The following is a 25,661-nucleotide window of genomic DNA, read 5'->3' as shown; positions in this document are numbered from 1 at the left end:
AGCGCGGCGATGCTGCCCTTTTCCTTTCGGCGCGGAAAGCCTAGGTTCTGGGCCACAGGAACAAGGGTGGGCTGATGTCTTTCTTCTCGAAACTGCGCGACCGGCTGACGCGGTCCTCGTCCAAGATCGGCGCGGGGCTTGAGGATATCGTCTCGGAAGGCGCGGATCAGGAACAGCCGGTGCCCGGCCGGGCGGAACCGCCCATGACCGAGGGGCTGGCCCCCGCCCCGGCGCCCACGGCCCAGCCCATGCCGGTGCGGCTGCCCGAGCCGGCCGAGCCTGCAGCCGATCCGGCGGCCCCCGCCGCGCGCCCTGGCCTGCTGGGCCGCCTGTTCGGGGGCGGGGCCGCTGTCGCCGAGCCCCGGCGCGAACTGGACGACGAGATGCTGGAAAGCCTGGAGGACATGCTGGTCCAGGCCGACATGGGGGTGGAAACCGCCCTGCGCGTCACCGCCAACATCGCCGAGGGGCGGATGGGGCGGCGCATCTCGGCCACCGAGCTCAAGGAGCTGCTGGCCGGAGAGATCGCCCGGATCATGGAGCCGGTCGCCAAGCCGCTGCCGATCTATCCCAAGCGGCCGCAGGTGGTGCTGGTGGTGGGGGTGAACGGATCGGGCAAGACCACGACCATCGGCAAGCTCGCCAGCCAGTTCAAGGCGGCGGGCAAGAACGTGGTGATCGCGGCGGGCGATACCTTTCGCGCGGCGGCGGTGGAACAGTTGCAGGTCTGGGGCAGGCGCGCGGGCGTTCCGGTGATGACCGCGCCCGAGGGCTCGGACCCCGCGAGCCTGGCCTATGACGCGATGAACCGGGCCGAGGCCGAGGGCGCCGACCTGCTGATGATCGACACCGCCGGCCGGCTGCAGAACCGCCAGGACCTGATGGAGGAGCTGGCCAAGATCGTCCGCGTCATCCGCAAGAAGGACCCTTCGGCGCCACACAACACCCTTCTGGTGCTGGACGCGACCACCGGGCAGAACGCGCTGAGCCAGGTCGAGACCTTCCAGAAGCTGGCGGATGTGTCGGGGCTGGTCATGACCAAACTGGACGGGACGGCCCGCGGCGGCGTGCTGGTGGCGCTGGCCGACCGCTTCGGCCTGCCGATCCATGCGATCGGCGTCGGCGAGCAGATCGACGACCTGGACGCCTTCGACGCGCGGGACTTTGCCCGCGCGCTGGTGGGCCTGGGGGAATAAGGCGGGGGGACGCCCCCCCGCCCTGCCCGGCCTATCGGGCCGCCGTCTGGGTCTCGAGGCCGAAGGACCAGAACAGCGTCTCGCCCGAGGCATCGTCCACGCCGTCGTTGTCTGTCACGACCCAGACCGTGCCGTCGGGCGAAATCGCCATGCCCTCGACCTTGTCCTGGACATAGCCGTTCCAGCGCTTGAGATCGGGGATCAGGTCGCGGACCACCTGCTTGTCGACCAGCGGCAGGTCGCCCCCAAGCGCCGCGGGCTTCAGCCCGCCCAGCGCAACCGAAGTCACCTGTTTCAGCCGCGCCTTGTCGCCGATCAGGTTGTCGCGTTCGATCAGATACAGGCGATCCTTGTGGATCGCGATCTCGGACAGGCCGACCCAGCCTTCGCCGGCTTCCAGCGGATACCGGACGGCAGACCATTCGCCGGTCGCCGGGTCATGGCGCAGCAGCTTGACCTGGCCCTTGGGATCGTCCTTCCATTCGCGCTGGACGGCCATCCACAACGTGCCGTCGGCCGCCCGGGCGATGCCTTCCAGGCCAAAGCGGGTGGCGCCGGCGGTCAGTTCAGTGGGCAGTTCGACCTGGGCCAGAACCGCGCCCGCGCCGTTCACATGCAGGATGCGGTGCGTCAGGCCCTTTTCGGCATTGCCTTCGCTGGCCAGCCAGAAGCCGCCCTGCCCATCCGCGGCGATCCCTTCAAGGTCGAGCCCGGCGGCGGGCTTGCCCCCTTCGGTCACGGTGATCTTTTGCGTGATGCGCGCCGGGGTCGTGCCGGTCTGGATGCGGTAGATCGCCGGCTGGTCCTTGTAGACGCTGTCGCTGACGGCAAACAGCACCGCCGGATCGGCCGGATCGACGGTCAGGCCCGACAGCGCGCCCCAGCCGATCACCTCGTCCGAGATCAGGGCGGGATAGGCCGGCGCGCCTTCGGCCCGTTCAAAGATCATCACATGGGCCCGGGCGCCGCCGTCCTCGCGCAGGTCGGTTTCGTTGGCGCTGGCGAACAGGTTGCGCTGCGGGATCGCAACCAGCCCTTCGGGCCCGATGCCCGAGGGCAGGATCTGTTTCAGGCTGGGATTCGCCGGGTCCGCCACGTCATAGACCGCGATGGCGCTGCCGCGTTCCGAACCGACGAACAGCAGCTTTTGGCCGTCGAACTCGGCGTATTTCAGCGCCTCGGGCTCGACGCCCTTCTTGTCCGACCGCTTTTCGGGGTAGTGGCCGATGCGGATCAGCTCGTGTTCGAAGGCGGGGCCGGATTCGTGGACGACCGTGCCGTCGCGGTTCCAGATGGTGAAGCCGCGCGAGCCGCCCTTGTAATCCCCCTCGTTCGCGGTGGCGAAATGGTCGTTGTCAAGCCAGGCCACGGTGTCGGGTTCGCGCGGCACGCCCCGCAGGCTGCCGGTAAAGTCCAGCTTGCCGTCCTTTTCGGTGTCGATGCCGTCCAGATCGACCGTGCCGGCACTGAAATGCGCGGCAATGGTGCCGTCGGCGCCGATCACCGCGATATGGTTGTTTTCCTGCAGCGTGACGACCAGATCGCCATCGGCGTTGAAATCGAGATATTCCGGCTCGGGATCGTCGCCGCCCTCGGCGGCAAGGCCGGTCAGGTCGATCCGCTCAAGGTTCGCGCAATCGACCTGGCCGTCCTTGACCGGCAGGCGGACGACAAAGCCGGCCGGCATCTGCGGCAGGGCGCCGTCGTTCACGTCCTCGTCGCGCTCGTTCTCGATGGCCACGGCGATCATGTCGTGGCCGGGCGACAGCGCGACCGAGTCGGGCTGCCCGCCCAGGTCGCAGGTCGCCACGATCCGCTTGCTGCCCAGATCGACCGAGGCCAGCACGCCCGAGGGCTGGGTAAAGCTGTCCGAGGTGTTGACGCCGACGAAGGCGGTCTTGTCCAGCACCACGGTGGTGGTGGGCTCGCCCGGCATGGCGATGTTGCCCAGGGGTTTCGGCGCGCGGGGATCGGCGATGTCGATCAGGCCGATCGCCTTCAGCGGGCTGTCGGAATAGATCAGCATCATGCCGTCGGGCGTGGCGGTCATGATCTCGGCCGAGGTTTCGCGCGCGCGGTCCTCGCCCGCCGCCATGTTGTCGGCGGTGGCAAAGCTTGCGATGCGGTTGAAGACGGGATCGGCGGCGGCCGGCATGGCGGCGGCCAGGGCGATCAGCGAACAGAAGGTCAGGCGGAAGGGCATGGAAATCCTTGGGTTTCGGTTTCCGCCGGGATGTCGCCCCCCGTTGTAACAGGGGCTTGTCGCCCCCGTGACCGTTCCGTGACGATCAGCCCCGGACCACCAGCCGGACCTCGCGGATCGCGGTTTTCAGGCGGACGCGCGTCTCGACCGGCTCGCGCGCGAGCGCATCGAGGATGGCGCGCATGTCGCCGCGCAGCCCGTGCAACTGGTCGACCAGCGACAGCACCAGGTTCAGCGCCTCTTCGTCCAGGTGATAGCCTTCGGCCAGGTCGGCGACCAGGTGCAGCCGGGCCAGGTCGATGTCGCGAAACAGCGGGCCGTGGTCGGACTGGACCGGCACCACCACGCCCGCGGCGATATAGCGGTCGATCTGCTCGGAGGACAGCTCCGGCAGTTCGGCCAGGACCTCGGCCAGGGTGTGAAGCCTGCGCGTCATCTTTCCCTCCTTGGATCGTAGGCGTGGCTTTCGCGCCATTCCTGCATGAAGCGGGCCAGTTCGTCGTCCACCCGAGGCGGCATCACGATCTTCAGGACGACATGCTGGTCGCCGCGCCGTCCGCCCTCGCCCTTCAGGCCGCGCCCTTTCAGCCGCAGCTTCTGCCCCGAGCTTGCGCCGCGCGGGACGGTCAGCATCACCGGGCCGTCGATGGTCTGAACCTCGACCTTGCCGCCCAGCACGGCCTCGTCGATGGTGATGGGCAGGGTGGTTTCCACGTCGTCGCCGTCGCGCCGCCAGTCGGGATCCTCGGCCACGATCAGCGTCAGCAGCGCATCGCCCGGCTCGCCGTCGCCCATGCCGGGGCCGCCCTTGCCCCGCAGGCGAATGATCTGGCCGTCGCGGGCGCCTTCGGGGATCTTGACCTCGAGCACGGCGCCGTCGGGCATGGTGATGCGGGTCGAGCCGCCCCGCGCCGCCGTCATGAAGTCGATTTCCAGGGTAAAGCGCTGATCCTGGCCCCGCATGTCAAAGCTCCGCGCGCCCGCGCCCCGCCGACGGGACGCCCCCTGGCCGAACAGGTCCGAGAACACGTCCGACAGGTCGTCGAAATCGGGCGTACCCCGGCGATAGGGGTTGTCGCCGGCCTGGGCGTAATCGCGGTAATACTGCCGCTGCGGCCGTTCCTGCCCAGCGGCGTCGATCTCGCCCCGGTCGAAGCGGGCGCGCTGTTCGGGGTCCTTGAGCAGGTCATAGGCCGAGGAGGCCGCCTTGAAGCGTTCATGCGCCGCCGGATCGGGGTTCAGGTCCGGGTGGTCGGTCTTGGCGATCCGTCGATAGGCCTTTTTGATTTCGTCCTGCGTGGCGGTCTTGCTGAGGCCCAGCGCCTTGTAGGGATCATCGGCCATGGCCGTCTTCGTCCTTTCATTCCTGGCCGGCAAACGCCCGTCGCGCCGCCGCCGTTCCCCGGTATGGGACACAAGGCGGGGGCGTTTGTCCAGTTCGTGCTGACGAGGTTTTGCGCCGACAGCGGGCGCGGCCCAAGGCCCTGCCGCCGTCCTGCGGATTGCCCCTGGATATCCGCGCGGGAAAGCAGGACATGGACGGTGGGGCGCGGTCAGGCACCGGGCCGGAACGCCTTGATGCGGGCGGGATCGGTTTCGATCCGCGCGGCGCCGATCAGGTCCAGGCAATAGGGCACGGCGGCAAAGACCGCATCGAGGCAGGTGGCGATGGCCGCGGGCTTGCCCGGGATGGTGATCATCAGCGTCCGGCCGCGGATGCCCGCCGTCTGGCGCGACAGGATCGCGGTGGGCACCTCGCGCAGGCTGGCGCGGCGCATTTCCTCGCCAAAGCCGGGCAGTTCCTTGTCCATGACATCGGCCAGCGCCTCGGGCGTTTCGTCGCGGGGCGCGGGGCCGGTGCCGCCGGTGACCAGGATCAGGTCGGCGCCCAGGCCGTCGCAAAGCTGCCGCAGCGTTTCGGCGACGCTTGCGCGCCCGTCGGGGATGATGGTGCGGGTGATCTGCATCGGCGAGGTGATGGTGGCGCGCAGCCAGTCCTCGGCCCCCGGCCCGCCCTTGTCGGGATATTCGCCGCGGCTGGCGCGGTCCGAGACGGTGACGATGGCGATGCGGGCGGGGCGGGAGGTGTCGGCGCTGTCCATGTCCGCCATATTGGCGCGGCGCATCGCCAAAGAAAAGGCCGCGGCGAACCGCGGCCTGGCCGGACCCGGACGGGGACCGAGATTACTTGAACCGGGCGTTGCGGTTCGCGACCAGCTTCAGGCGCAGGGCGTTCAGGCGGATGAAGCCCGCCGCGTCCTTCTGGTCGTAGGCGCCAGCGTCGTCCTCGAAGGTCACGTGCTTTTCGCTGTAGAGCGAATGATCCGACCAGCGGCCCACGCAATGCACTGAGCCCTTGTAAAGCTTCAGCCGCACGGTGCCGGTGACATGTTCCTGGCTCTTGTCGATCAGGGCCTGCAGCATCTCGCGTTCGGGGCTGAACCAGAAGCCGTTGTAGATCAGCTCGGCATAGCGCGGCATGATCGAATCCTTCAGATGGCCCGCGCCGCTGTCCAGAGTGATCTGCTCGATGCCGCGATGCGCTTCCAGCAGCACGGTGCCGCCGGGGGTTTCGTAGATGCCGCGAGACTTCATGCCCACGAAGCGGTTTTCCACGAAATCCAGCCGGCCGATGCCGTGCTTGCCGCCAAGCTCGTTCAGGCGCGTCAGGATGGTGGCCGGGGACAGCGCCTCGCCGTTGATGGCGGTGGCATCGCCGCGCTCGAAGCCGATCTCGACATATTCGGGTTCGTTCGGCGCTTCCTCGGGGGAAACGGTGCGCTGATAGACATAGTCGGGCGCTTCTTCGGCCGGGTTTTCCAGCGCCTTGCCCTCGGACGAGGTGTGCAGCAGGTTCGCGTCCACGCTGAAGGGCGCCTCGCCGCGCTTGTCCTTGGCGATCGGGATCTGGTTCGCCTCGGCGAATTCGATCAGCTTGGTGCGCGAGGTCAGGTCCCATTCCCGCCAGGGCGCGATCACCCGGATCGAGGGGTCGAGCGCATAGGCCGAAAGCTCGAACCGGACCTGGTCGTTGCCCTTGCCGGTCGCGCCATGGGCCACGGCGTCGGCGCCGTGGCGGTGGGCGATCTCGACCAGATGCTTGGAGATCAGCGGCCGCGCGATCGAGGTGCCGAGCAGGTAGAGCCCTTCGTAGACCGCATTGGCCCGGAACATCGGAAAGACGAAGTCGCGCACGAACTCCTCGCGCACGTCGACGATGTGGATGTTTTCCGGCTTGATGCCCAGAAGCTCGGCCTTGGCGCGCGCGGGTTCCAGTTCCTCGCCCTGGCCCAGGTCGGCGGTGAAGGTGATGACCTCGCAGCCGTATTCGGTCTGAAGCCATTTCAGGATGATCGAGGTGTCGAGCCCGCCCGAATAGGCAAGGACGACTTTTTTCGGCGCGTCGGACATGCGGTTATCCCTTCGGCAAAGTTTCCGGGGGAATAGGACCATTCGCGGCTTGTCACAAGGGGAAGGGTGGCGCAAACGAGCACGGCGACGCCGAACTCCTACGTTCCAGCCTTTTGATTGCATTTTTTGAGGCCCAACCACAATGCCCGCTTTTTCCCGACAAGGTTTCGCCGTGCTCCTCGAAGCAGTGGACAGGCTGCTGCAACGTGTCCTGCGTGACTGCTGGTGGCTCAGCGCCATTGTCGCCACGGTCGTATTCCTGCCGCTGCTGCTGTTGACCCACCTGCCCGGCTGGTATGATCGGGTAGCATTGGCCATTCTGGCCCCTGCCTGTGGTGTCGCCGCCCTTGGTTGGATCGTCGCGATCAAGGAAAGTCTGAATCGCTGGCCCGGATTCAGCCTTGCCCTGACCATCGCCATGCCGCTGGTGGTCGCGATCCTCGCGCGGGTAGAGGCGCGCAAGGTCGTGGCACAGAGCTTCGGCGTTGCGCCCGAAGCGTTTCCGATGACGCTCGATGTGCTCACTGCGGTGACGACGCTTTGGTGGATTTTCATTGGCATAGCCATCGCCTTGGGCCTGTTGCTGGCTGGCCTGGCTGTCTGGCAAGTTCTTGCCGGCTCGGGTGCGGGCAAGACATTGCTGCGGGCGCTTGCCGTTGTTCTGCCCTTTAGCGGGTTCACAACACTGCCGTTGGCGTCATCGACAACCATCCTGCCCCGACTCGCCGATCTTGCTCGCAAACTGGACGGACAAGAACATCATCGGTGCAGGATTTCCCCGCTGGACCCACGGCCAGTTTCCGTCACGTTCCTTTCCGACACGCAAGTTCTCGCTTGGATGCCTGGCAACACGCAGCCAATTATCATGGCATGTCAGATGCGGTGAGCGTGGCAGCAACCTGCCCAAGGCCATCCCCCTTGCCAAACGCCTGAAATCGCGCCATGCGCGACACCATGGAAAACTTTGCCGCCTCTGTCCGCCAGGCAGGGATCGCGTTGCGCGACCTCTTCGAGCCGACGCCCCTGCAAAAGAACGACCACCTTTCGGCCCGCTACGGCGCCGAGATCTGGCTGAAACGCGAGGATCTGACCCCGGTGCGCAGCTACAAGCTGCGCGGGGCCTTCAACGCCATGCGCAAGGCGGTGGCGGCGGGGGGGCGGCATTTCGTCTGCGCCAGCGCCGGCAACCATGCCCAGGGCATGGCCTATGCCTGCCGCCACTTCGGTGTGCGCGGCACCATCTTCATGCCGGTGACGACGCCCCGGCAAAAGATCGACAAGACCCGCATCTTTGGCGGCGACGCGATCGAGATCGTTCTGACGGGCGATTATTTCGACCAGACCCTGGCCGCGGCGCAGGATTTCGCGGGAACCGAGGGCGCGTCCTTTCTGGCGCCCTTCGACGACCCCGACGTGATCGAGGGCCAGGCGACGGTGGGGCTTGAGGTGCTGGCGCAGCTGGATGGCCCGCCCGACGTGGTGGTCCTGCCGGTCGGCGGCGGCGGGCTTTCGGCCGGGATTACCCGGCTTTTCGCCGAACTGGCACCCGGCTGCCGGACAGAATATGCCGAACCCGAGGGCGGCGCCAGCCTGCAAGGCGCGTTGGTCCAGGGCGCGCCCGTCACCCTGCCCGCGGTCGACAATTTCGTCGATGGCGCGGCCGTGGCGCGGATCGGCGCCCTGCCCTTTTCGGTGCTGTCCGGCCAGCGCCCCGACCAGGTCCACCTGGCGCCCGAGGATCGGATCTGCGCCACCATGCTGGACATGCTGAACATCGAAGGGATCGTGCTGGAACCCGCCGGCGCCCTGGCTGTGGACGTGCTGCCCGACATTCCCGACCTGGCCGGCAAGCGCGTGGTCTGCATCTGCTCGGGCGGCAACTTCGACTTCGAGCGCCTGCCCGAGGTGAAGGAACGCGCCCAGCGCCATTCCGGGCTGAAACGCTATTTCATCCTGCGCATGCCCCAGCGCCCAGGCGCGCTGCGCGATTTCCTGCAACTGCTGGGCCCGGACGACGATATCGCGCGCTTCGAATATCTCAAGAAATCGGCGCGCAACTTCGGCTCGATCCTGATCGGCATCGAAACCACCCGGCCCGAGAACCTGGAACACCTGCGCGAGCGGCTGGAGGCGGCGGGCATCGGCCACCGCGACATCACGCGCGACCCGGTGCTGGCCGAATTCCTGATCTGACGCCGGCCGCCCGTCAGGCCAGGCGGGCCGCGGGCGGGCCGAATTCCCGGGCGATGCCCGCGATCATCAGCGCCTTCGAGGCGGCATAGGCGCCGAGCAGGGCATCGGTGTCCACGCGGCCGACGCCCGAGGCGATGGCCTCGGCCTCGCCTTCGTCGCAAAGCCTGGCGAACTGCTGGAAACCAAGGTTGCGGGCACAGCCCTTCAGGAAATGCAGCTGGCTGGCCAACTGCGGCCCGGGCTGCGACGACAGCCGCATGATGACCGATTCCACCTCATCCAGGAACAGCTCGAGGATCAGGCGGAACTCGTCGTCGCCGACCTCGCTTCGCAGTTCACGGATGCGGTTCCAGTCCAACATGGATCAACTTTCAGCAGAATCACTGGGACAGAATAGCAGGTTTTTCCCGGAATACGTGTGATGTGGACAATTCTAGCGATTAACGGATCCTTCAGCGCCACGGGGTTAAAGACGGGGCATGACGAATCCGAACGCCCTCGACGACCTGGTGCTGCGCCCGCTTTGGCGGCTGGTGCTGCTTGTTGACGAAAGCCAGGCGCAGCGGCGCACGCTGGCCGTGCAGCTGTCGCGGGCGGGCTATGACGTGGCCGAGGCCGCGACCTTCGACGAAGCCATGCAGATCTGCGCGCGGCGGCGGCCCGACATCGTGATTTCGGACTGGATGAATCCCGACAGCGCGGGCCTGGAATTCTGCCGCCGGTTTCGGCAGATGCAGTCGGACCGCTACGGCTATTTCATCCTGCTGACCGCGCGCACCGACAAGAAGGACGTGGCCGAGGGGCTGCGCGCGGGCGCCGACGAATTCCTGACCAAGCCCGTGTCGGGGGCGGAGTTGCTGGCACGGCTTTCGGCCGGCGAACGCATCCTGCGGATGGAGGAAAGCCTGCGCAGCGCCAATGCTCAGCTCAAGGAAACGCTGGCGCAGCTGCGCGAAACCCAGGCCGCCCTGGACCGCGACATGCGCGAGGCCAAGCGGCTGCAGCAGGGGCTGGTGCGCGAACGCAACGGGCGCTTCGGTGATTTCGACCTGACCCTGCTGATGCGGCCGGCCCAGCATATCGGGGGCGATCTGGTGGGGTTCTTCCAGATCGATGCGGACCGGGTGGGGCTGTTCGCGCTGGACGTGGCGGGCCACGGGATCGCGGCCGCCCTGCTCAGCGCGCGGCTCGCCTCGCTGCTGTCGTCGGGGCCGGAGTTGAACATCGCCTTTCGCATGACCGACGCGGGCCAGCCCGTGGCCCGGCCGCCCGCCGAGGTGCTGGCCCAGCTGAACGCTCTGATGATCGACGAATTGCGAACCGACAGCTATTTCACGATGATCTATGCCCATCTCGACGTCCGTTCGGGGCGGGTGCGTCTGGTCCAGGCCGGCCACCCCCATCCGGTCGTGCAGCGCGGGGACGGCACGATCCAGAAGATCGGCGCCGGCGGAATGCCGGTCGGCGTCTTTCCCGACGCCGCCTTCGAAGAGATCGAGATCCCGCTGGCCCCGGGCGACCGGCTGTTCATCGCCTCGGACGGGCTGACCGAGGCCGAGAACCGGCGCGGCGAACCCCTGGCCGACGAGGGGCTGCAGGCGATCTTGCGCACCAACGCCATGCTGCACGGCAGCGCATTGCTGGAATCGATCTGCTGGTCGGCCTCGAACTATGCCGAGGGCAAGCGGAACGACGATGTCTCGGCCGTGCTGATCGAGCATCTGCCGGCGCGCGGGACAGGAGAGTGAGGCGTGGATGCCTCAATGCCCTCTGAAGCCTTTCCAGCCGTGACGTCGGGCAAGGGCGCGCATGAAGGCGCGGGCGCCGGGGTCGGGCAGGCGCGCGGCAGCCTCGGCCAGGGGAACCCAATGGGCGGAATGGCCCGGCTCGGTCGGTGGGCCCTGGCGCAGGATCGGGCGCGCCAGCCAGATCGAGCACAGCTTTTCCGCCCAGAACCCGTACTCGGGCATGAAGCAGTGCCGGCGATAGGCGCCCAGCCAGCGCGCCCCGCCGATGGTCCAGCCGGTTTCCTCGCGCACTTCGCGATGAAGCGCGGCCTGGGACGATTCGCCGGGGTCGATGCCACCGCCGGGCAACTGGAATTCGGGCGCGGGGTGATTCTGGAAGGTCAGCAGAACCGCTCCGTCGCGGACCAGAATCGCATAGGCGCCGGGCCGCAGCCGATAGCGGCGCGGCATGGGCGGAGGGCCGAAACGTCGGATCATGAACCATCCCCAAGACACCGGACAGACCGCCAGGGGGCGCCGCGCCGGTCGCTGTTGTCAAGGGCGCACGGAACCCAGCGCCGGAATGCAAAAACCGCGCAAGCCATTCAGCTTGCGCGGTTTTTACCTTGGTGCCCAGGAGAGGACTCGAACCTCCACGCCTTGCGGCACACGGACCTGAACCGTGCGCGTCTACCAATTCCGCCACCTGGGCAGGTGGTGTGGGCGGGTGATTAAAGCCACCAGCGGGGGGCGTCAATGGGCCAGTCAAAGTTTTTTTGCTGTTCTTTCCTTTTTTTAATTTAGAATGGCTCTGGCCCGCCGAACCGGCTGTCGTTTCGGTCAGCTTGCCGCGTCTCGGGAGGCGGAACTAAAGACAGAGCGGCCCTTCATTTTCAGCAGGAACGGATTTCGCATGGATGACATTGCCGCCCGCCTCTGGGATGCGATCGTGATCGGTACGGGCATGGGGGGCGGCTCGGTCGGGCGCCGGCTGGCCGAACAGGGCCTGTCGGTGCTGTTCGTGGAAAAGGGCCCCGACCTTGGCGACCAGCCGGTGCAGTCGCTGGCCATCGACAGCAGCGACCGAAGCGCGCGGCTGGCGCATGGAGCCTGGCCCAGCCTGATCTCGGCGCGGCTCGACGGAACCTGGTGCGAGCTTGACGGCATGATCGGCGCGGGCGTGGGGGGCACCTCGGCCTTCTATGCCGCAACGCTCGAACGGCCCGAGCCGCACGACCTGGACGATACCCCCGGCCACCCCCATCCGACCGGCGGCTGGCCCGTGGGATACGAGGCGATGCGCCCCTGGTTCGAACTGGCCGAGCGCTATTTCTCGATCAGCGGCGAGGCCGACCCCCTGGACCCGGTCCCCGCGAACCTGCCCGCACCGCCGCGCGCCCTGCCCGGCTCGGACGCGGCGCTGATGGAGGACCTGCGCCGCGCGGGCATGCACCCCTATCAGACCCACATGGCCGCACGATTCCTGCCCGACTGCGCCAACTGCTTCGGCCAGCGCTGCCCACGGCGCTGCAAGATGGACGGACGCTCGGCCGGGGTGCTGCCGGCGCTGGCGACGGGACGGGCGGCGCTGATCGACCGCTGCAGCGTCCAGCGGATCGAAGCGGACGCCACCGGCGTCACGGCGCTGCATTGCCGGCGCGACGACGGGACGGCGGTGACGCTGCGCGCCCGATGCTATGTGCTGGCGGCGGGCGGGCTGGGCTCGCCCACCCTGATGCTGCGCTCGACCAGCGAGCATTGGCCCCAGGGCCTGGGCAACCGCAACGACATGGTCGGCCGCAACCTGATGTTCCACCTGGCCGAGATCATCGCGATCTGGGCCGGCCGCACCAAGGGGGAAAGCGGCGCCTCGCGTTCGATCAGCATGCGCGATCTCTACTCGATGCAGGGCGAACGGTTCGGCACGGTGCAAAGCATGGGGCTGGTGGCCGGCTATGGCGAGATCCTGCATGCGATGAACAGCCGCTTCGACCGCTCGGCCCTGCGCCGGTTGCGGCCCTTGCGGATGGGGCTGCGGGTGCCCGCGCGGATCGCGGCGCGGGTTCTGGGCCAGGCCAAGCTGTTCGTCGGCGTGCTCGAGGACCTGCCCTATGAGACGAACCGCGTCCTGGCCGATCCACAAGACCCCGACCGGCTGACCTTTCACTATGACGTGTCCCCCGAACTGCATCGCCGCCGCGCGGCCTTTCGCCAGGCCATGCGGCAGGCGTTCCAGCCGCACCGCGCCCTGTTCATGGGCCAGGCGCCGCAGCTGAACTTTGCCCATCCTTGCGGCACGCTGCGCTATGGCACGGATACCGCGTCGAGCGTCCTGGATCCCGACTGCCGGGTGCATGGGCTGTCGAACCTGTATGTGACCGATTCCAGCTTCATGCCGACCTCGAACGGGGTGAACCCCAGCCTGACCATCGCGGCCAATGCCCTGCGGGTCGCCGACCGGATCGCCCTGACGATGCGCCGGCCGCTTGCCGCTGGCGGCGCGCTTGGGTAATGAGCGGGACAGCACGCCACCAAGGAGCGAAAGCCATGTCCGCAGCCAAGCTTGTCACGATCTATGGCGGGTCCGGTTTCCTGGGCCGCCAGATTGCCCGGGCGCTGGCCGCCGAGGGCTGGCGCGTCCGCGTCGCCGTCCGCCGGCCGAACCTTGCCGGGGTGGTGCGGACCTACGGCGCGCCCGGCCAGGTCGAGCCGGTGCCCTGCAATGTGCGCGACGACGTGTCGGTCGCGGCCTGCATGACCGACGCCGATGCCGTCATCAACTGCGTGGGCATTCTGGTCGAAGAGGGCAAGAACACCTTCGGCGCCGTCCATGACGAGGCCGCCGGCCGCATCGCCCGCCTGTCCGTCGAACGCGGCGTGGCGCGGATGGTCCATGTCTCGGCCCTGGGCGCGGATGCCGGGTCCGACAGCCTCTATGCCGCCTCGAAGGCGCGCGGCGAGGCGGCGGTGCTGCGCTATCGTCCCGACGCCGTGATCCTGCGCCCCTCGGTCATCTTCGGGCCGGACGACAAGTTCTATAACCGCATCGCCGCGATGTCGCGGCTGGGGCCGGTGATGATGCTGCCCGCCGCCGAGGCCGAGATCCAGCCGGTCTATGTCCTCGATGTGGCCCAAGCCGCCGCCAAGGCTGCCACGGGCGAGGCCGAGCCCGGCATCTATGAACTGGGCGGCCCCGAGGTGCTGACCATGCGCGCCCTGGCCCGGCAGGTGCTGGACACCATCGGCCGGCGCCGCGCCATCCTGGGCATGCCGGGCTTGCTGGCCCGCCCCCTGGCCGCAGTCCTGGACGGGGTCCAGATGGCGACCGGCGGGCTGCTGACCAACCGCATCCTGACCCGCGACCAGCTGCGCAGCCTGAAGCGGCCGAACCGCGTGGGCGAAGGGGTCAAGACCTTTGCCGACCTGGGCATCGTGCCCACGGCGCCCTCGGCGGTGATCGGGCAGTATCTGTGGCGCTTCCGCCCCTCGGGGCAATATGACGCGATCACCGCGACGGCCAAGAACCTGCGCGGGAACTGATGGACCAGAACACGATCGTCGCCGCCCTTCTTGGTCTGCTGGAAGGGCTGACCGAGTTCATTCCCGTGTCCTCGACCGGCCATGTCCTGCTTGCCGGGCATTTCCTGGGCTTCGATTCGCCGGGCCGCGCCTTCGAGGTGCTGATCCAGTTCGGCGCGATCCTGGCGATCCTGGGGGTCTATGCGGGCAAGCTGTGGCGCATCTTTTCCAGCGCGCCGCAAGATCCGGCGGCGCGCCGCTTCATCCTGGCGGTGCTGTTGGCCTTCCTGCCGGCCGCGGTGATCGGCGTGCTGGCGCATGGCGTCATCAAGACGGTGCTGTTCGAAACCCCGATGCTGATCGCCGTCATGCTGATCCTGGGCGGGTTCGTCCTGCTGTTCGTTGACCGCATGGCCCGGAACCCGCGCTTTCACCGGGCCGAGGACATTCCGGTCGCCACCGCGCTCAAGATCGGGCTGATCCAGTGCCTTGCGATGATCCCCGGGGTTTCGCGGTCGGGCGCGACGATTGCGGGTGCCCTTCTTTTGGGCGCAGACAAGCGGGCTGCGGCCGAATTCAGCTTCTTCCTGTCGATGCCCACCATGCTGGGGGCATTTGTCTATGATCTGTACAAGAACCGCGACATTCTGGACGCGGCCGCCGCCGGCAACATCGTGGTCGGCTTCGTCTGCGCCTTTCTGGCCGCTCTGGTCGTGGTGCGCTGGCTGCTGACCTATGTGTCGGTCCACGGCTATGCGGTCTTTGCCTGGTGGAGAATCGTCGTCGGAAGCCTTGCTGCACTGGCCCTGCTGGCAGGTTGGTAAACTATGCTGACCTAAATTTTGCCTCCGCAGCATGGATTTTGCTTTGCGCGAGCCGAAAATCGTTAATTAGGTCAGCATAGTTGACTTTTAATTGCGCGCGCCCTGCAATATCAGGGTCGGGACCAGCCTTGCAACCGAAGGACGCGCAGCCATGGCCACGCAGAAGATGCTCAAGTTCGTCACCATCGGGCGCGAGATGCCCGAAAAGCGCGACGCCGCATCCCGGTCCGAGGACTTTCACGAGATCTATCGCGAGTTCGCCGACGCCAAGGCCAAGGAACAGGCCAGCCGGTGCAGCCAATGCGGGGTCCCCTATTGCCAGAGCCACTGCCCGCTTCATAACAACATCCCGGACTGGTTGCGCCTGACCGCCGAGGGGCGCACGCAGGAAGCCTATCTGCGCAGCCAGGAAACCAACACCTTCCCCGAGATCTGCGGCCGCATCTGCCCGCAGGACCGCCTGTGCGAGGGGAACTGCGTCATCGAGCAGTCGGGTCACGGCACCGTCACCATCGGCGCGATCGAGAAATACATCACCGACACCGCCTGGGAGATGGGCTGGGTCAAGCCCCCCGCTCCGGCCGTCGAACGCCCTGAATCCATTGGCATCATCGGTGCGGGCCCAGGGGGCCTTGCCGCCGCCGACCGGCTGCGGCGGATGGGGTTCCAGGTCACCGTCTATGACCGCCACGACCGCGCCGGCGGGCTGATGATCTATGGCATCCCCGGCTTCAAGCTGGAGAAGGAGATCGTCGAGCGTCGCAACCGGCAGCTGCGCGACGGCGGCGTCGAATTCGTGCTGAACACCAATGTGGGCGAGGACATCAGCTTTGACGCGATCCGCGGCAAGCACGACGCGGTGCTGATCGCCACGGGCGTCTACAAGACCCGCGACCTGGATCTGGACAATGCCGAGGCCAGGGGCGTGGTGCGGGCGCTGGACTATCTGACCGCCTCGAACCGGGTGGATCTGGGCGACGAGATCCCGGACTATGAGGATGGTGAGCTGAACGCGCTGGGCAAGCGCGTGCTGGTCATCGGCGGCGGCGACACCGCCATGGACTGCGTGCGCACCGCCATCCGCCAAGGCGCGCAATCGGTGAAATGCCTGTATCGCCGCGACCGCGCGAACATGCCGGGCAGCCAGCGCGAGGTCCAGAACGCCGAGGAAGAGGGCGTTGAATTCGTGTGGCTTTCCGCCCCCGGCTCGTTCGCCGGCCATATCCCCGGCGAGGCCAAGGTGGCGCAAGAGGTGGACGTGGACGGCGAGCCCGTCACCATCGCATCCGTCCGCATCCAGAAGATGCGGCTGGGCGCGCCGGACGTGTCGGGCCGGCAATCGCCCGAGCTGATCGAGGGCGCCGATTACGACGAGCCGGCCGACCTGGTCATCAAGGCGCTGGGCTTCGAGCCCGAGGACCTGCCCCGGCTTTGGGGCGTCGAGGGGCTGGAGGTCACGCGCTGGGGCACCGTCCGGGCCGATTACAGCACGCACCAGACCAGCCTGCCCGGCGTCTTTGCCGTGGGCGACATCGTACGGGGCGCAAGCCTGGTGGTCTGGGCGATCCGCGACGGGCGCGAGGCGGCCGACAGCATCGCCGGCTATCTGACCGGCGCGGCCCGCGTCGCCGCCGAATAGGGGATGTGACCATGATGCAGCATCCGTGCACCGCGCGTACACCGGGCGTACACCGCCCGAGGACGTGGCCGGTCGCGGCGCGGCTGGCGCTGGCGGTGGGTGTGTCAGCCTTGCTGACCCTTTCCGCCCTGCCCGCCCGCGCCGCCACCTTCACCCCGCCGCAGGGCTGCCGGCTGGAGATGACGATCCAGAACCGGGGCTGCACGGTGTCGCAGCATTACCGCTGTTCGGGCGACGGCCCCGGCGACCAGCGCGTGACCTATTTCACGCCGGACGGGCCGACCTATCAGTCGCGCATCGACAGGGAAACGCGCTGGATGGAAAGCACCGACCTGCGCACCGGCCTGACTGACGTGCTGGAGGAAGGGGCGGCGGACGACGCCTCGTTCAGCACGCTGCTGGCGACGGGGCGGGACGATTTCGATTTCTGGACCCGCTCGAACGACGGCGAGCGGCTGCGCCATGTCGGCCATGACGAACTGACCGGCGAGACGGTCGAGATCGACGGCGTCGCGCTGGAGATCACCCGGTTCGAGCTGACCACGCAGAACGAACAGGGCGACGTGCTGATCCGGCGCCAGGGCCAGCAGTTCATCAGTCGCGCGCATGGCCGGTTCTATGGCGGGGTCGAGACATCGAGCGACTGGACCGGCGCCAGGGAAAGCAGCGACGACAGCCCGGTGAGCTTTGCCTTTCCGGGGCAGGCCGGCTTTGGCTCGACCAGGCCGGAATATGATTGCGACCTGCAGATGGTGGGCGGCCCCGGCGCCGACATCCTGAGGCAGCTTTTGAGGGAGTCACGGACGTGAACGCTAGCGACATCATGAGCTGGGAACAGCAGGAACAGGCCCGCCGCGACTGGATGGACCGGAACTCGCTGTACCGGGCCGAGGACGAGCATTCGTCCTGCGGGGTGGGCCTGGTCGTCAGCCTGGACGGCAAGGCCAGCCGCAAGGTGGTCGAGGCCGGGATCAACGCGCTGAAGGCGATCTGGCACCGCGGCGCGGTCGATGCCGACGGCAAGACCGGCGACGGCGCGGGCATCCACGTCCAGATCCCGGTTCCGTTCTTTTACGACCAGGTGCGCCGCACCGGGCACGAGCCCGACCAGCAGAAGCTGATTGCCGTCGGCCAGTGCTTCCTGCCGCGCACGAACTTTGCCCAGCAGGAAGCCTGCCGGACCATCGTGGAATCCGAAGTGCTGCGCATGGGCCACTATATCTATGGCTGGCGCCACGTCCCGGTGAACACCGCCGTTCTGGGCGAAAAGGCCAATGCCACCCGCCCCGAGATCGAGCAGATCCTGATCCGCTGCGAAAAGGACATCGACCAGGAGCAGTTCGAGCGCGAACTGTACATCATCCGCCGCCGCATCGAGAAGGCGGCCATCGCCGCGCAGATCGCCGGGCTTTACCTGTGCACCCTGTCCTGCCGGTCGATCATCTACAAGGGCATGATGCTGGCCGAGCAGGTCGCGGAATTCTATCCCGACCTCAAGGACGAGCGGTTCGAGAGCGCCTTCGCGATCTATCACCAGCGCTATTCGACCAACACCTTCCCGCAGTGGTGGCTGGCCCAGCCCTTCCGCATGCTGGCCCACAACGGCGAGATCAACACGCTGAAGGGCAACACCAACTGGATGAAAAGCCACGAGATCCGCATGGCCAGCCGCGCATTCGGCGACATGGCCGAGGATATCAAGCCGATCATCCCCGGCGGTTCGTCCGATTCGGCGGCGCTGGACGCGGTGTTCGAGGTGATGGTGCGGTCGGGGCGCAACGCGCCGATGACCAAGACCATGCTGGTCCCCGAGGCCTGGTCCAAGGCCACCACCGACATGCCCAAGGCCTGGGCCGACATGTACGCCTATTGCAACGCCGTGATGGAGCCCTGGGATGGGCCGGCGGCGCTGGCGATGACCGACGGGCGCTGGGTCTGCGGCGGGCTTGACCGCAACGGGCTGCGGCCGCTGCGCTATGTCGTCACCGGCGACCGGCTGCTGATTGCGGGCTCGGAAGCCGGCATGGTCCCGGTGGACGAAACCAGCGTGCGCGAAAAGGGCGCGCTGGGTCCGGGCCAGATGATCGCCGTCGACATGGCCGAGGGCAAGCTTTACCACGACCGCGAGATCAAGGACCACCTGGCCGCCGCCCAGCCCTTTGGCGAGTGGCTGGAAAAGGTCGTGCAGCTTTCGGAAGTGATGAAGGACCTGCCCGAGGAGCTGGTCTTCAAGGGCGAGGAACTGCGCCGCCGCCAGATCGCCGCCGGCTATACGGTCGAGGAAATCGAATCCATGCTGGCGCCCATGGCCGAGGACGGCAAGGAGGCGCTGGCCAGCATGGGCGACGACACGCCGCCCGCGGTGCTGTCGGGCCAGTATCGACCGATGTCGCATTTCTTCCGGCAGAACTTTTCGCAGGTGACCAACCCGCCGATCGACAGCTTGCGCGAAACCCGGGTCATGAGCCTGAAGACGCGCTTTGGCAACCTCAAGAACGTGCTGGACGAATCCAGCGCGCAGACGGAGATCCTGCTGCTGGAATCGCCCTTCGTCGCGAATGGCGAATTCGCCGAGATGATGAAGCTGTTCGGCGACACGGTGACGCAGATCGACTGCACGTTCGCCGATGGCGCGGGCCCCGAGGCGATGGGCGAGGCCCTGGCCCGCATCCGCGCCGAGGCCGAGGATGCCGTGCGTTCCGGTGCGGGCCATCTGGTGCTGACCGACGAGAAGGTCGGCCCGGACCGCATCGGCCTGCCGATGATCCTGGCGACCAGCGCGATCCATTCCTGGCTGACCCGCAAGGGGCTGCGCACCTTCTGTTCGCTGAACGTGCGCGCCGCCGAATGCGTCGATCCGCATTACTTCGCGGTGCTGATCGGCTGCGGCGCGACCACGGTGAACCCCTATCTGGCGCAGGACACCATCGCCGAGCGGATCGAGCGCGGGCTGTTGTCGGGCTCGCTGATCGAGAACATGCGCAACTATCGCGACGCCATCGACGCGGGCCTGTTGAAGATCATGGCCAAGATGGGGATCTCGGTCCTGTCGTCCTATCGCGGGGGCCTGAACTTCGAGGCGGTGGGCCTGTCGCGCGCCATGGTGGCGGAGTATTTCCCCGGCATGCAGTCGCGGATTTCCGGCATCGGTCTGCACGGGCTTCAGGCCAAGCTCGAGGACATCCACCACAAGGGTTTCCACAGCGACGTGGCCGAACTGCTGCCGGTGGGCGGCTTCTACAAGGCGCGGCGGACGGGCGAGAAGCACGCCTGGGAAGCCAACACCATGAAGCTGCTGCAGATCGCCTGCGAGAAGGCGTCCTATGACGTGTGGAAGCAGTTCACCGCGACCATGCGGGCGAACCCGCCGATCCATCTGCGCGACCTTCTGGACATCAAGCCGCTGGGCAAGCCGGTGCCGCTGGAGGAGGTGGAATCGATCACCTCGATCCGCAAGCGCTTCGTGACGCCGGGCATGAGCCTTGGGGCCTTGTCGCCCGAGGCGCACATGACGCTGAACATCGCCATGAACCGCATCGGCGCGAAATCCGATTCGGGCGAGGGCGGCGAGGACCCGGCGCACAGCCATCCGCTGCCGAATGGCGACAACCCCTGCGCCAAGATCAAGCAGGTCGCTTCGGGCCGCTTCGGCGTGACCGCCGAATACCTGAACGCCTGCGAAGAGCTGGAAATCAAGGTCGCGCAGGGTGCGAAACCCGGCGAGGGCGGCCAGCTTCCGGGCATGAAGGTCACCGACCTGATCGCGCGGCTGCGGCATTCGACCAAGGGCGTGACGCTGATCTCGCCCCCGCCGCACCACGATATCTACAGCATCGAGGACCTGGCGCAGCTGATCTATGACCTGAAGCAGATCAACCCGCGCGCCAAGATCACCGTGAAGCTGGTGGCCTCCTCGGGCGTCGGCACCATCGCGGCGGGCGTGGCCAAGGCCAAGGCCGACATCATCCTGATTTCCGGCCACAACGGCGGCACGGGCGCCTCGCCCGCGACCTCGATCAAGTTCGCCGGCCTGCCCTGGGAGATGGGCCTGACCGAGGCGCATCAGGTGCTGGCGATGAACCGCCTGCGCGACCGGGTGACGCTGCGCACCGACGGGGGCCTGCGCACCGGCCGCGACATCGTCATGGCGGCGATGATGGGGGCCGAGGAATACGGCATCGGCACCGCCGCGCTGATCGCCATGGGCTGCATCATGGTGCGCCAGTGCCAGTCGAACACCTGCCCGGTCGGCGTCTGCACCCAGGACGAAAAGCTGCGGGCGATGTTCACCGGCAGCGCGGACAAGGTGGTCAACCTGATCACCTTCTATGCGACCGAGGTGCGGGAAATCCTCGCCAGCATCGGCGCACGCAGCCTGGACGAGGTGATCGGCCGGGCCGACCTGCTGACGCAGGTCAGCCGGGGCGACAAGTCGCTGGACGACCTGGACCTGAACCCGCTGCTGATCACGGTCGATGGGTCCGAAAAGATTGTCTACGACCGCACCAAGCCGCGCAACGCGGTGCCCGACACGCTGGATGCGGAAATCATCCGCGACGCCAGCCGCTTCTTCAGCGATGGCGAGAAGATGCAGCTGTCCTATGCGGTTCGAAACACGCTGCGCACCATCGGCACGCGCACGTCGTCGATGATCGTGCAGACCTTCGGGATGAGGAACAACCTGCAGCCTGACCACCTGACGGTTCGGCTGACGGGTTCGGCGGGCCAGTCGCTGGGCGCCTTCGCCGCCCCGGGGCTGAAGCTCGAGGTGTCGGGCGATGCCAACGACTATGTGGGCAAGGGGCTCTCGGGCGGCACCATCGTGGTGCGCCCGCCCATGGCCTCGCCGCTGGTCGCGGCCGACAACACCATCATCGGCAACACCGTGCTGTACGGGGCGACCGACGGCTATCTGTTCGCGGCGGGCCGCGCGGGCGAACGCTTCGCGGTGCGGAACTCGGGCGCCAAAGTGGTGATCGAGGGCTGCGGGTCCAATGGCTGCGAATACATGACCGGCGGCGTCGCCGTGATCCTGGGCCGGATCGGCGCCAACTTCGGCGCCGGCATGACCGGGGGCATGGCCTATCTTTACGACCCCGAGGGGCTGGCGCGCGCCTATATCAACCCCGAGACGCTGATCCTGTGCCCGGTGACCCAGGCCCATTGGGAGGCCGAGCTGAAGGGGCTGGTCGAGCGCCACGCCAAGGAGACCCGCTCGCGCCGGGCCGAGGAGATCCTGCAGAACTGGGAGGAAGAAAAGCTGAACTTCCTGCAGGTCTGCCCCAAGGAGATGCTGCCCCACCTGAAGCATCCCATCGCGGATGTGGACGACCTGCGGGCGGTGCCGGCAGAGTAAGGATCGGGGGCCCTGCGGGGCCCCTTTTCATGCGCGGCGGCCGGAACCCCGCGCCCGCCGCTGCGGTTCGATGCCATGGCAACGGAGGCGCGCATGGCGGAGGATCTGCGAAAGGGAACCCGGGTTTCCTGGAACAGCAGCGGCGGGACGGCGCATGGCAAGGTGGTTCGCAAACAGACCACGCCCACCCGGATCAAGGGCCACAAGGTCGCGGCCTCGGCCGATGATCCGCAATACGTCGTCGAGACCGACGAGGGCAGGCGGGCGGCGCACAAGCCGCAGACCCTGACGCGGGAATGACGCGCGGGCCGCATTCGCCGGTTGGCCGCGCCGCGCATCGGCGCTAGAAAGCCCGCGCGGCGGAACAGGCAGAGGAAGCGCGCATGTCGGGTCAAAATCCGGCCACCGAACGGATCGCCGTCGGCAGCATCGTCGTCGGCCTCCTGGTCCTCGGGCTCAAGGCGCTGGCCTGGTGGGTGACGGGTTCGGTCGCGCTGCTGTCGGACGCGCTGGAAAGCACGGTGAACGTGGCCACCGCCGTGGCCGCGCTGATCGCCATTCGCGTCGCCGCGCGCCCGGCCGACAAGACCCATCCCTATGGCCACCACAAGGCCGAATTCTTCAGCGCGGTGCTGGAGGGCGTGATGATCATCGTCGCGGCCCTGCTGATCCTGGGCGAGGCCTGGCGCGGCTTTCAGAACCCGCCGGTTCTGGACGCGCCCTGGCAGGGGCTGGGAATCAACGGCCTGGCCAGCGTCATCAACGCCTGGTGGTGCTGGGTGCTGATCTCGGGCGGGCGGCGGCTGCGGTCGCCCGCGCTGGTCGCGGACGGCAAGCACCTGCTGTCGGACGTGATCTCCTCGGCCGGGGTGGTGCTGGGCGTCGGGCTGGCGGCGGTGTCGGGCTGGGCGGTGCTCGACCCCGCGCTTGCGGCGCTGGTCGCGCTGAACATCCTGTGGTCGGGCTGGCGGGTGATGGCCAGTTCGCTGTCGGGTCTGATGGACGAGGCCGTGGCCGAGGATACGCTGACCGACATCCGCAACACGATCTCGGACCACGCGACCGGCGCGATCGAGGCGCATGACCTGCGCACCCGTCACGCCGGCCCCCGCACCTTCATCGACTTTCACCTGGTGGTGGACGGCCAGACCACGGTCGAACAGGCGCATGACATCTGCGACCGGGTCGAACGGGCGCTGCACCAAAGGCTGCCCGACGCCCAGATCACCATCCATGTCGAGCCCGACCACAAGGCCAAGCATTCGGGCGTGCTGGTGATCTAGAGCGCGCGCGGCTCGGGCGCGCTGTCCTGCCAGGCGTCATGGGCGCCGTCCGCGTAATGGACCGGCGCGGCTGCCAGTTCGGCGTCGGTCACATTGTCCAGCGCATTGACGCAGACGGCGACGAAGCGGCCGCCGAGTTCGGGCAGATCGCCCCGGGTGAACAGGCGCGTGCCGCAGCGGCCGCAGATATGGTGGTGCATGTCCACGCCGTCGTCCTGCATGCGCGGGGTTTCGGCCAGCGCCTCGGCGCCGCGGATCAGGCGAAAGCTGTCCGGGTCGGGCAGCCGCACCTCCCAGTAGCGCATCTTGCGGCAGAAGCGGCAGTTGCAGCGCATCGTGCCCTGGCCGATGTCGGCTTGGGCCGCAAAGGCCACGGCGCCGCAAAAGCAGGATCCTTGCAGGTCGCTCATGGGCGATCTCCGTGAAAGACGGCCTCGATGTTGTTGCCGTCGGGGTCGAGGACAAAGGCGCCGTAATAACCGGGGTGGTATTCGGGGCGCGGCCCGGGACGGCCGTTGTCGCGCCCGCCCGCCGCCAAGGCGGCCGCGTGGAAGTCGGCAACGGTCGCGCGGTCCGGCGCGGCAAAGGCCACATGCACCGGCCCGCCTGCCGGCTGGCTGGTGCCGATCCAGAAGGCGGGCTCGGTCCGGCCATAGCCCAGATGGCTGCCGCGGCCGCTTTCGGGTCCCGCCTCCTTGAGGATGCGGATGCCCAAGGGCGCCAGCGCCGCGTCGCAGAAGGCGCGCGGCCGGCCAAGGTCGGACACCCACAGTTCGATATGATCGATCATGCGCCCCTCCGTCGTGGCCGGCTCCGGGCGATCATGCCAGCTTACGCGGGCGGTGGGACCCGAAAACCGCCGGCGCGTCAAGCGCCCTCGGAGCGGCAGTCCGCGATGAGGCCCCCGGCCTGGAGAGACCGGATCGGCCCAGGGGAAACCAGCCGGGCCAGAGTCAGGCGCTCGGGTCCCCCGCGCGCCACCGGCCCTTCACCGTTTCCCAAATACCCTGTCTCCCCCCACGCGAAAGCCCGCCCCCTGCGGGACGGGCTCTTGCCGCCGCGATATCCCCTTGCGGGGATCACCCGGCGGTGCCTCTGGCGCGCGAGCGGGGCCTTGCGACCCCGCCCCGGCGCTTACTTCAGGATCTTCGACACGACGCCCGCGCCAACCGTGCGGCCGCCTTCGCGGATGGCGAAGCGCAGCTTCTCTTCCATCGCGATCGGGGCGATCAGCTCGACCTCGAACTTCAGGTTGTCGCCCGGCATCACCATCTCGGTGCCCTCGGGCAGCTTCACCGTCCCGGTCACGTCCGTGGTGCGGAAGTAGAACTGCGGGCGGTAGTTCGCGAAGAACGGCGTGTGGCGGCCGCCCTCTTCCTTGGTCAGGATATAGGCTTCGGCCTCGAAGGTCGTGTGCGGCTTGACCGAGCCCGGCTTGCACAGCACCTGGCCGCGCTCGACGCCGTCACGGTCCACGCCGCGCAAGAGCGCGCCGATGTTGTCGCCGGCTTCCCCGCGGTCCAGCAGCTTGCGGAACATCTCGACGCCCGTGCAGGTGGTCTTGCGGGTGTCGCGGATGCCCACGATCTCCAGTTCGTCGCCCACGTTCACCGCGCCGCGCTCGACACGGCCGGTCACCACGGTGCCGCGGCCCGAGATCGAGAACACGTCCTCGATCGGCATCAGGAACGGCTGGTCGATGGCGCGCTCGGGCGTCGGGATGTATTCGTCCACCGCCTTGATCAGCGCGCGGATCGAGTTCTCGCCGATTTCCGGGTCGCGGCCTTCCAGAGCGGCCAGCGCCGAGCCCTTGATGATCGGAATGTCGTCGCCGGGGTAGTCGTAGGAGGACAGAAGCTCGCGCACTTCCATCTCGACCAGCTCCAGCAGCTCCTCGTCATCCACCTGGTCGACCTTGTTGAGGTAGACGACCATGTAGGGGATGCCGACCTGGCGGCCCAGCAGGATGTGTTCGCGCGTCTGCGGCATCGGGCCGTCGGCGGCGTTCACCACCAGGATCGCGCCGTCCATCTGCGCCGCGCCGGTGATCATGTTCTTGACGTAGTCGGCGTGGCCGGGGCAGTCGACATGCGCGTAGTGGCGGTTCTCGGATTCGTATTCCACATGCGCGGTCGAGATCGTGATGCCGCGCGCGCGTTCTTCCGGCGCACCGTCGATCTGGTCATAGGCCTTGAATTCGCCGAAGTATTTCGTGATCGCCGCCGTCAGCGTCGTCTTGCCGTGGTCAACGTGCCCGATCGTCCCGATGTTGACGTGCGGTTTCGTCCGTTCAAACTTTGCCTTTGCCAT

Annotated in this window: 22 protein-coding genes and 1 tRNA gene; 12 read left to right on the top strand and 11 right to left on the bottom strand. The window is 67.6% G+C overall.

Annotated elements, in window-relative coordinates:
• Positions 1-74 precede the first annotated feature (74 nt).
• A complete protein-coding gene (gene ftsY, locus BU28_RS0114700) occupies positions 75-1,196 on the top strand; it encodes a signal recognition particle-docking protein FtsY (RefSeq protein ID WP_028720149.1) in 1,122 nt (373 codons plus the stop codon).
• 31 nt (positions 1,197-1,227) lie between these two features.
• Here the strand turns inward: ftsY and BU28_RS0114695 are convergent, their stop codons facing one another.
• The 5 genes from BU28_RS0114695 to BU28_RS0114675 all read right to left on the bottom strand — a co-directional run bounded on the left by BU28_RS0114695 (position 1,228) and on the right by BU28_RS0114675 (position 6,810).
• Positions 1,228-3,399 (bottom strand): esterase-like activity of phytase family protein, encoded by a 2,172-nt coding sequence (locus tag BU28_RS0114695; RefSeq protein WP_028720148.1) that lies wholly within the window; start codon positions 3,397-3,399, stop codon positions 1,228-1,230.
• Positions 3,400-3,484: 85 nt separating this feature from the next.
• Entirely contained in the window at positions 3,485-3,835 is a 351-nt protein-coding gene (locus BU28_RS0114690; RefSeq protein WP_028720147.1) for a hypothetical protein, read from the bottom strand.
• Positions 3,832-4,743, bottom strand: coding sequence for a DnaJ C-terminal domain-containing protein (locus BU28_RS0114685; RefSeq protein WP_028720146.1), 912 nt, complete (start codon positions 4,741-4,743; stop codon positions 3,832-3,834). The genes BU28_RS0114690 and BU28_RS0114685 overlap by 4 nt, the downstream gene beginning before the upstream one ends.
• Positions 4,744-4,952: 209 nt before the next feature.
• Complete coding sequence (gene mog / locus BU28_RS0114680; RefSeq protein WP_028720145.1) at positions 4,953-5,501, bottom strand: molybdopterin adenylyltransferase; 549 nt, start codon at positions 5,499-5,501, stop codon at positions 4,953-4,955.
• An 82-nt stretch (positions 5,502-5,583) separates the two neighbouring features.
• Positions 5,584-6,810 (bottom strand): argininosuccinate synthase, encoded by a 1,227-nt coding sequence (locus tag BU28_RS0114675; protein ID WP_028720144.1) that lies wholly within the window; start codon positions 6,808-6,810, stop codon positions 5,584-5,586.
• A gap of 142 nt (positions 6,811-6,952) precedes the next feature.
• On the opposite strand from BU28_RS0114675, the gene BU28_RS0114670 reads away from it, so the two are divergent.
• Positions 6,953-7,696, top strand: coding sequence for a hypothetical protein (locus tag BU28_RS0114670; RefSeq protein WP_162176560.1), 744 nt, complete (start codon positions 6,953-6,955; stop codon positions 7,694-7,696).
• Positions 7,697-7,764: 68 nt separating this feature from the next.
• Positions 7,765-9,003 carry a threonine ammonia-lyase IlvA gene (gene ilvA, locus BU28_RS0114665; RefSeq protein ID WP_028720142.1) on the top strand — a complete coding sequence of 413 codons (1,239 nt, stop codon included), beginning with the start codon at positions 7,765-7,767 and terminating at the stop codon, positions 9,001-9,003.
• Positions 9,004-9,016: 13 nt separating this feature from the next.
• Here the strand turns inward: ilvA and BU28_RS0114660 are convergent, their stop codons facing one another.
• Positions 9,017-9,364, bottom strand: coding sequence for an Hpt domain-containing protein (locus tag BU28_RS0114660; RefSeq protein ID WP_028720141.1), 348 nt, complete (start codon positions 9,362-9,364; stop codon positions 9,017-9,019).
• A 118-nt stretch (positions 9,365-9,482) separates the two neighbouring features.
• On the opposite strand from BU28_RS0114660, the gene BU28_RS0114655 reads away from it, so the two are divergent.
• A complete protein-coding gene (locus tag BU28_RS0114655; protein ID WP_051578225.1) occupies positions 9,483-10,751 on the top strand; it encodes a PP2C family protein-serine/threonine phosphatase in 1,269 nt (422 codons plus the stop codon).
• 12 nt (positions 10,752-10,763) lie between these two features.
• Here BU28_RS0114655 and BU28_RS23190 read toward each other — a convergent pair whose 3' ends face one another.
• Together BU28_RS23190 and BU28_RS0114645 are read right to left on the bottom strand one after the other, a co-directional pair.
• Positions 10,764-11,228, bottom strand: a complete 465-nt coding sequence (locus tag BU28_RS23190; protein ID WP_036763035.1) for an NUDIX domain-containing protein — start codon at positions 11,226-11,228, stop codon at positions 10,764-10,766.
• A 129-nt stretch (positions 11,229-11,357) separates the two neighbouring features.
• A tRNA-Leu gene (locus tag BU28_RS0114645) sits at positions 11,358-11,442 on the bottom strand.
• A 201-nt stretch (positions 11,443-11,643) separates the two neighbouring features.
• Between BU28_RS0114645 and BU28_RS0114640 the strand changes: the two genes are divergently transcribed.
• The 8 genes from BU28_RS0114640 to BU28_RS0114605 all read left to right on the top strand — a co-directional run bounded on the left by BU28_RS0114640 (position 11,644) and on the right by BU28_RS0114605 (position 23,351).
• Positions 11,644-13,242, top strand: coding sequence for a GMC oxidoreductase (locus BU28_RS0114640; protein ID WP_028720139.1), 1,599 nt, complete (start codon positions 11,644-11,646; stop codon positions 13,240-13,242).
• Positions 13,243-13,277: 35 nt separating this feature from the next.
• Positions 13,278-14,270 (top strand): complex I NDUFA9 subunit family protein, encoded by a 993-nt coding sequence (locus BU28_RS0114635; protein WP_028720138.1) that lies wholly within the window; start codon positions 13,278-13,280, stop codon positions 14,268-14,270.
• A complete protein-coding gene (locus BU28_RS0114630; RefSeq protein WP_036763033.1) occupies positions 14,270-15,073 on the top strand; it encodes an undecaprenyl-diphosphate phosphatase in 804 nt (267 codons plus the stop codon). Before BU28_RS0114635 ends, BU28_RS0114630 begins: the two co-directional genes overlap by 1 nt.
• A gap of 151 nt (positions 15,074-15,224) precedes the next feature.
• A complete protein-coding gene (locus BU28_RS0114625) occupies positions 15,225-16,712 on the top strand; it encodes an NAD(P)-dependent oxidoreductase (RefSeq protein ID WP_028720136.1) in 1,488 nt (495 codons plus the stop codon).
• Positions 16,713-16,723: 11 nt separating this feature from the next.
• Positions 16,724-17,521, top strand: a complete 798-nt coding sequence (locus BU28_RS23185) for a hypothetical protein (protein ID WP_233144959.1) — start codon at positions 16,724-16,726, stop codon at positions 17,519-17,521.
• A gap of 14 nt (positions 17,522-17,535) precedes the next feature.
• Complete coding sequence (gltB, locus tag BU28_RS0114615) at positions 17,536-22,068, top strand: glutamate synthase large subunit (protein ID WP_028720135.1); 4,533 nt, start codon at positions 17,536-17,538, stop codon at positions 22,066-22,068.
• A gap of 93 nt (positions 22,069-22,161) precedes the next feature.
• Positions 22,162-22,368: a hypervirulence associated TUDOR domain-containing protein gene (locus tag BU28_RS0114610; protein WP_028720134.1), complete on the top strand. Its 207-nt coding sequence runs from the start codon at positions 22,162-22,164 to the stop codon at positions 22,366-22,368.
• A gap of 83 nt (positions 22,369-22,451) precedes the next feature.
• Positions 22,452-23,351 (top strand): cation diffusion facilitator family transporter, encoded by a 900-nt coding sequence (locus BU28_RS0114605; protein ID WP_028720133.1) that lies wholly within the window; start codon positions 22,452-22,454, stop codon positions 23,349-23,351.
• Here BU28_RS0114605 and BU28_RS0114600 read toward each other — a convergent pair.
• From BU28_RS0114600 to tuf, 3 genes are all read right to left on the bottom strand, one after another.
• The gene (locus BU28_RS0114600) at positions 23,348-23,761 is read right to left on the bottom strand and encodes a GFA family protein (protein WP_028720132.1); all 414 of its coding nucleotides are present in this window, start codon (positions 23,759-23,761) and stop codon (positions 23,348-23,350) included. The two genes, BU28_RS0114605 and BU28_RS0114600, sit on opposite strands and share 4 nt — an antisense overlap.
• The gene (locus BU28_RS0114595; RefSeq protein ID WP_028720131.1) at positions 23,758-24,141 is read right to left on the bottom strand and encodes a VOC family protein; all 384 of its coding nucleotides are present in this window, start codon (positions 24,139-24,141) and stop codon (positions 23,758-23,760) included. The genes BU28_RS0114600 and BU28_RS0114595 overlap by 4 nt, the downstream gene beginning before the upstream one ends.
• 344 nt (positions 24,142-24,485) lie before the next feature.
• Positions 24,486-25,661, bottom strand: a 1,176-nt coding sequence (tuf, locus tag BU28_RS0114590; RefSeq protein WP_028718454.1) for an elongation factor Tu, incomplete at its 5' end; no start/stop codon positions are given.

It is taken from the genome of Paracoccus yeei ATCC BAA-599 (assembly GCF_000622145.1).
GTDB classification, from domain to species: domain Bacteria; phylum Pseudomonadota; class Alphaproteobacteria; order Rhodobacterales; family Rhodobacteraceae; genus Paracoccus; species Paracoccus yeei.
This window is presented reverse-complemented; position numbering and strand designations above follow the sequence as displayed.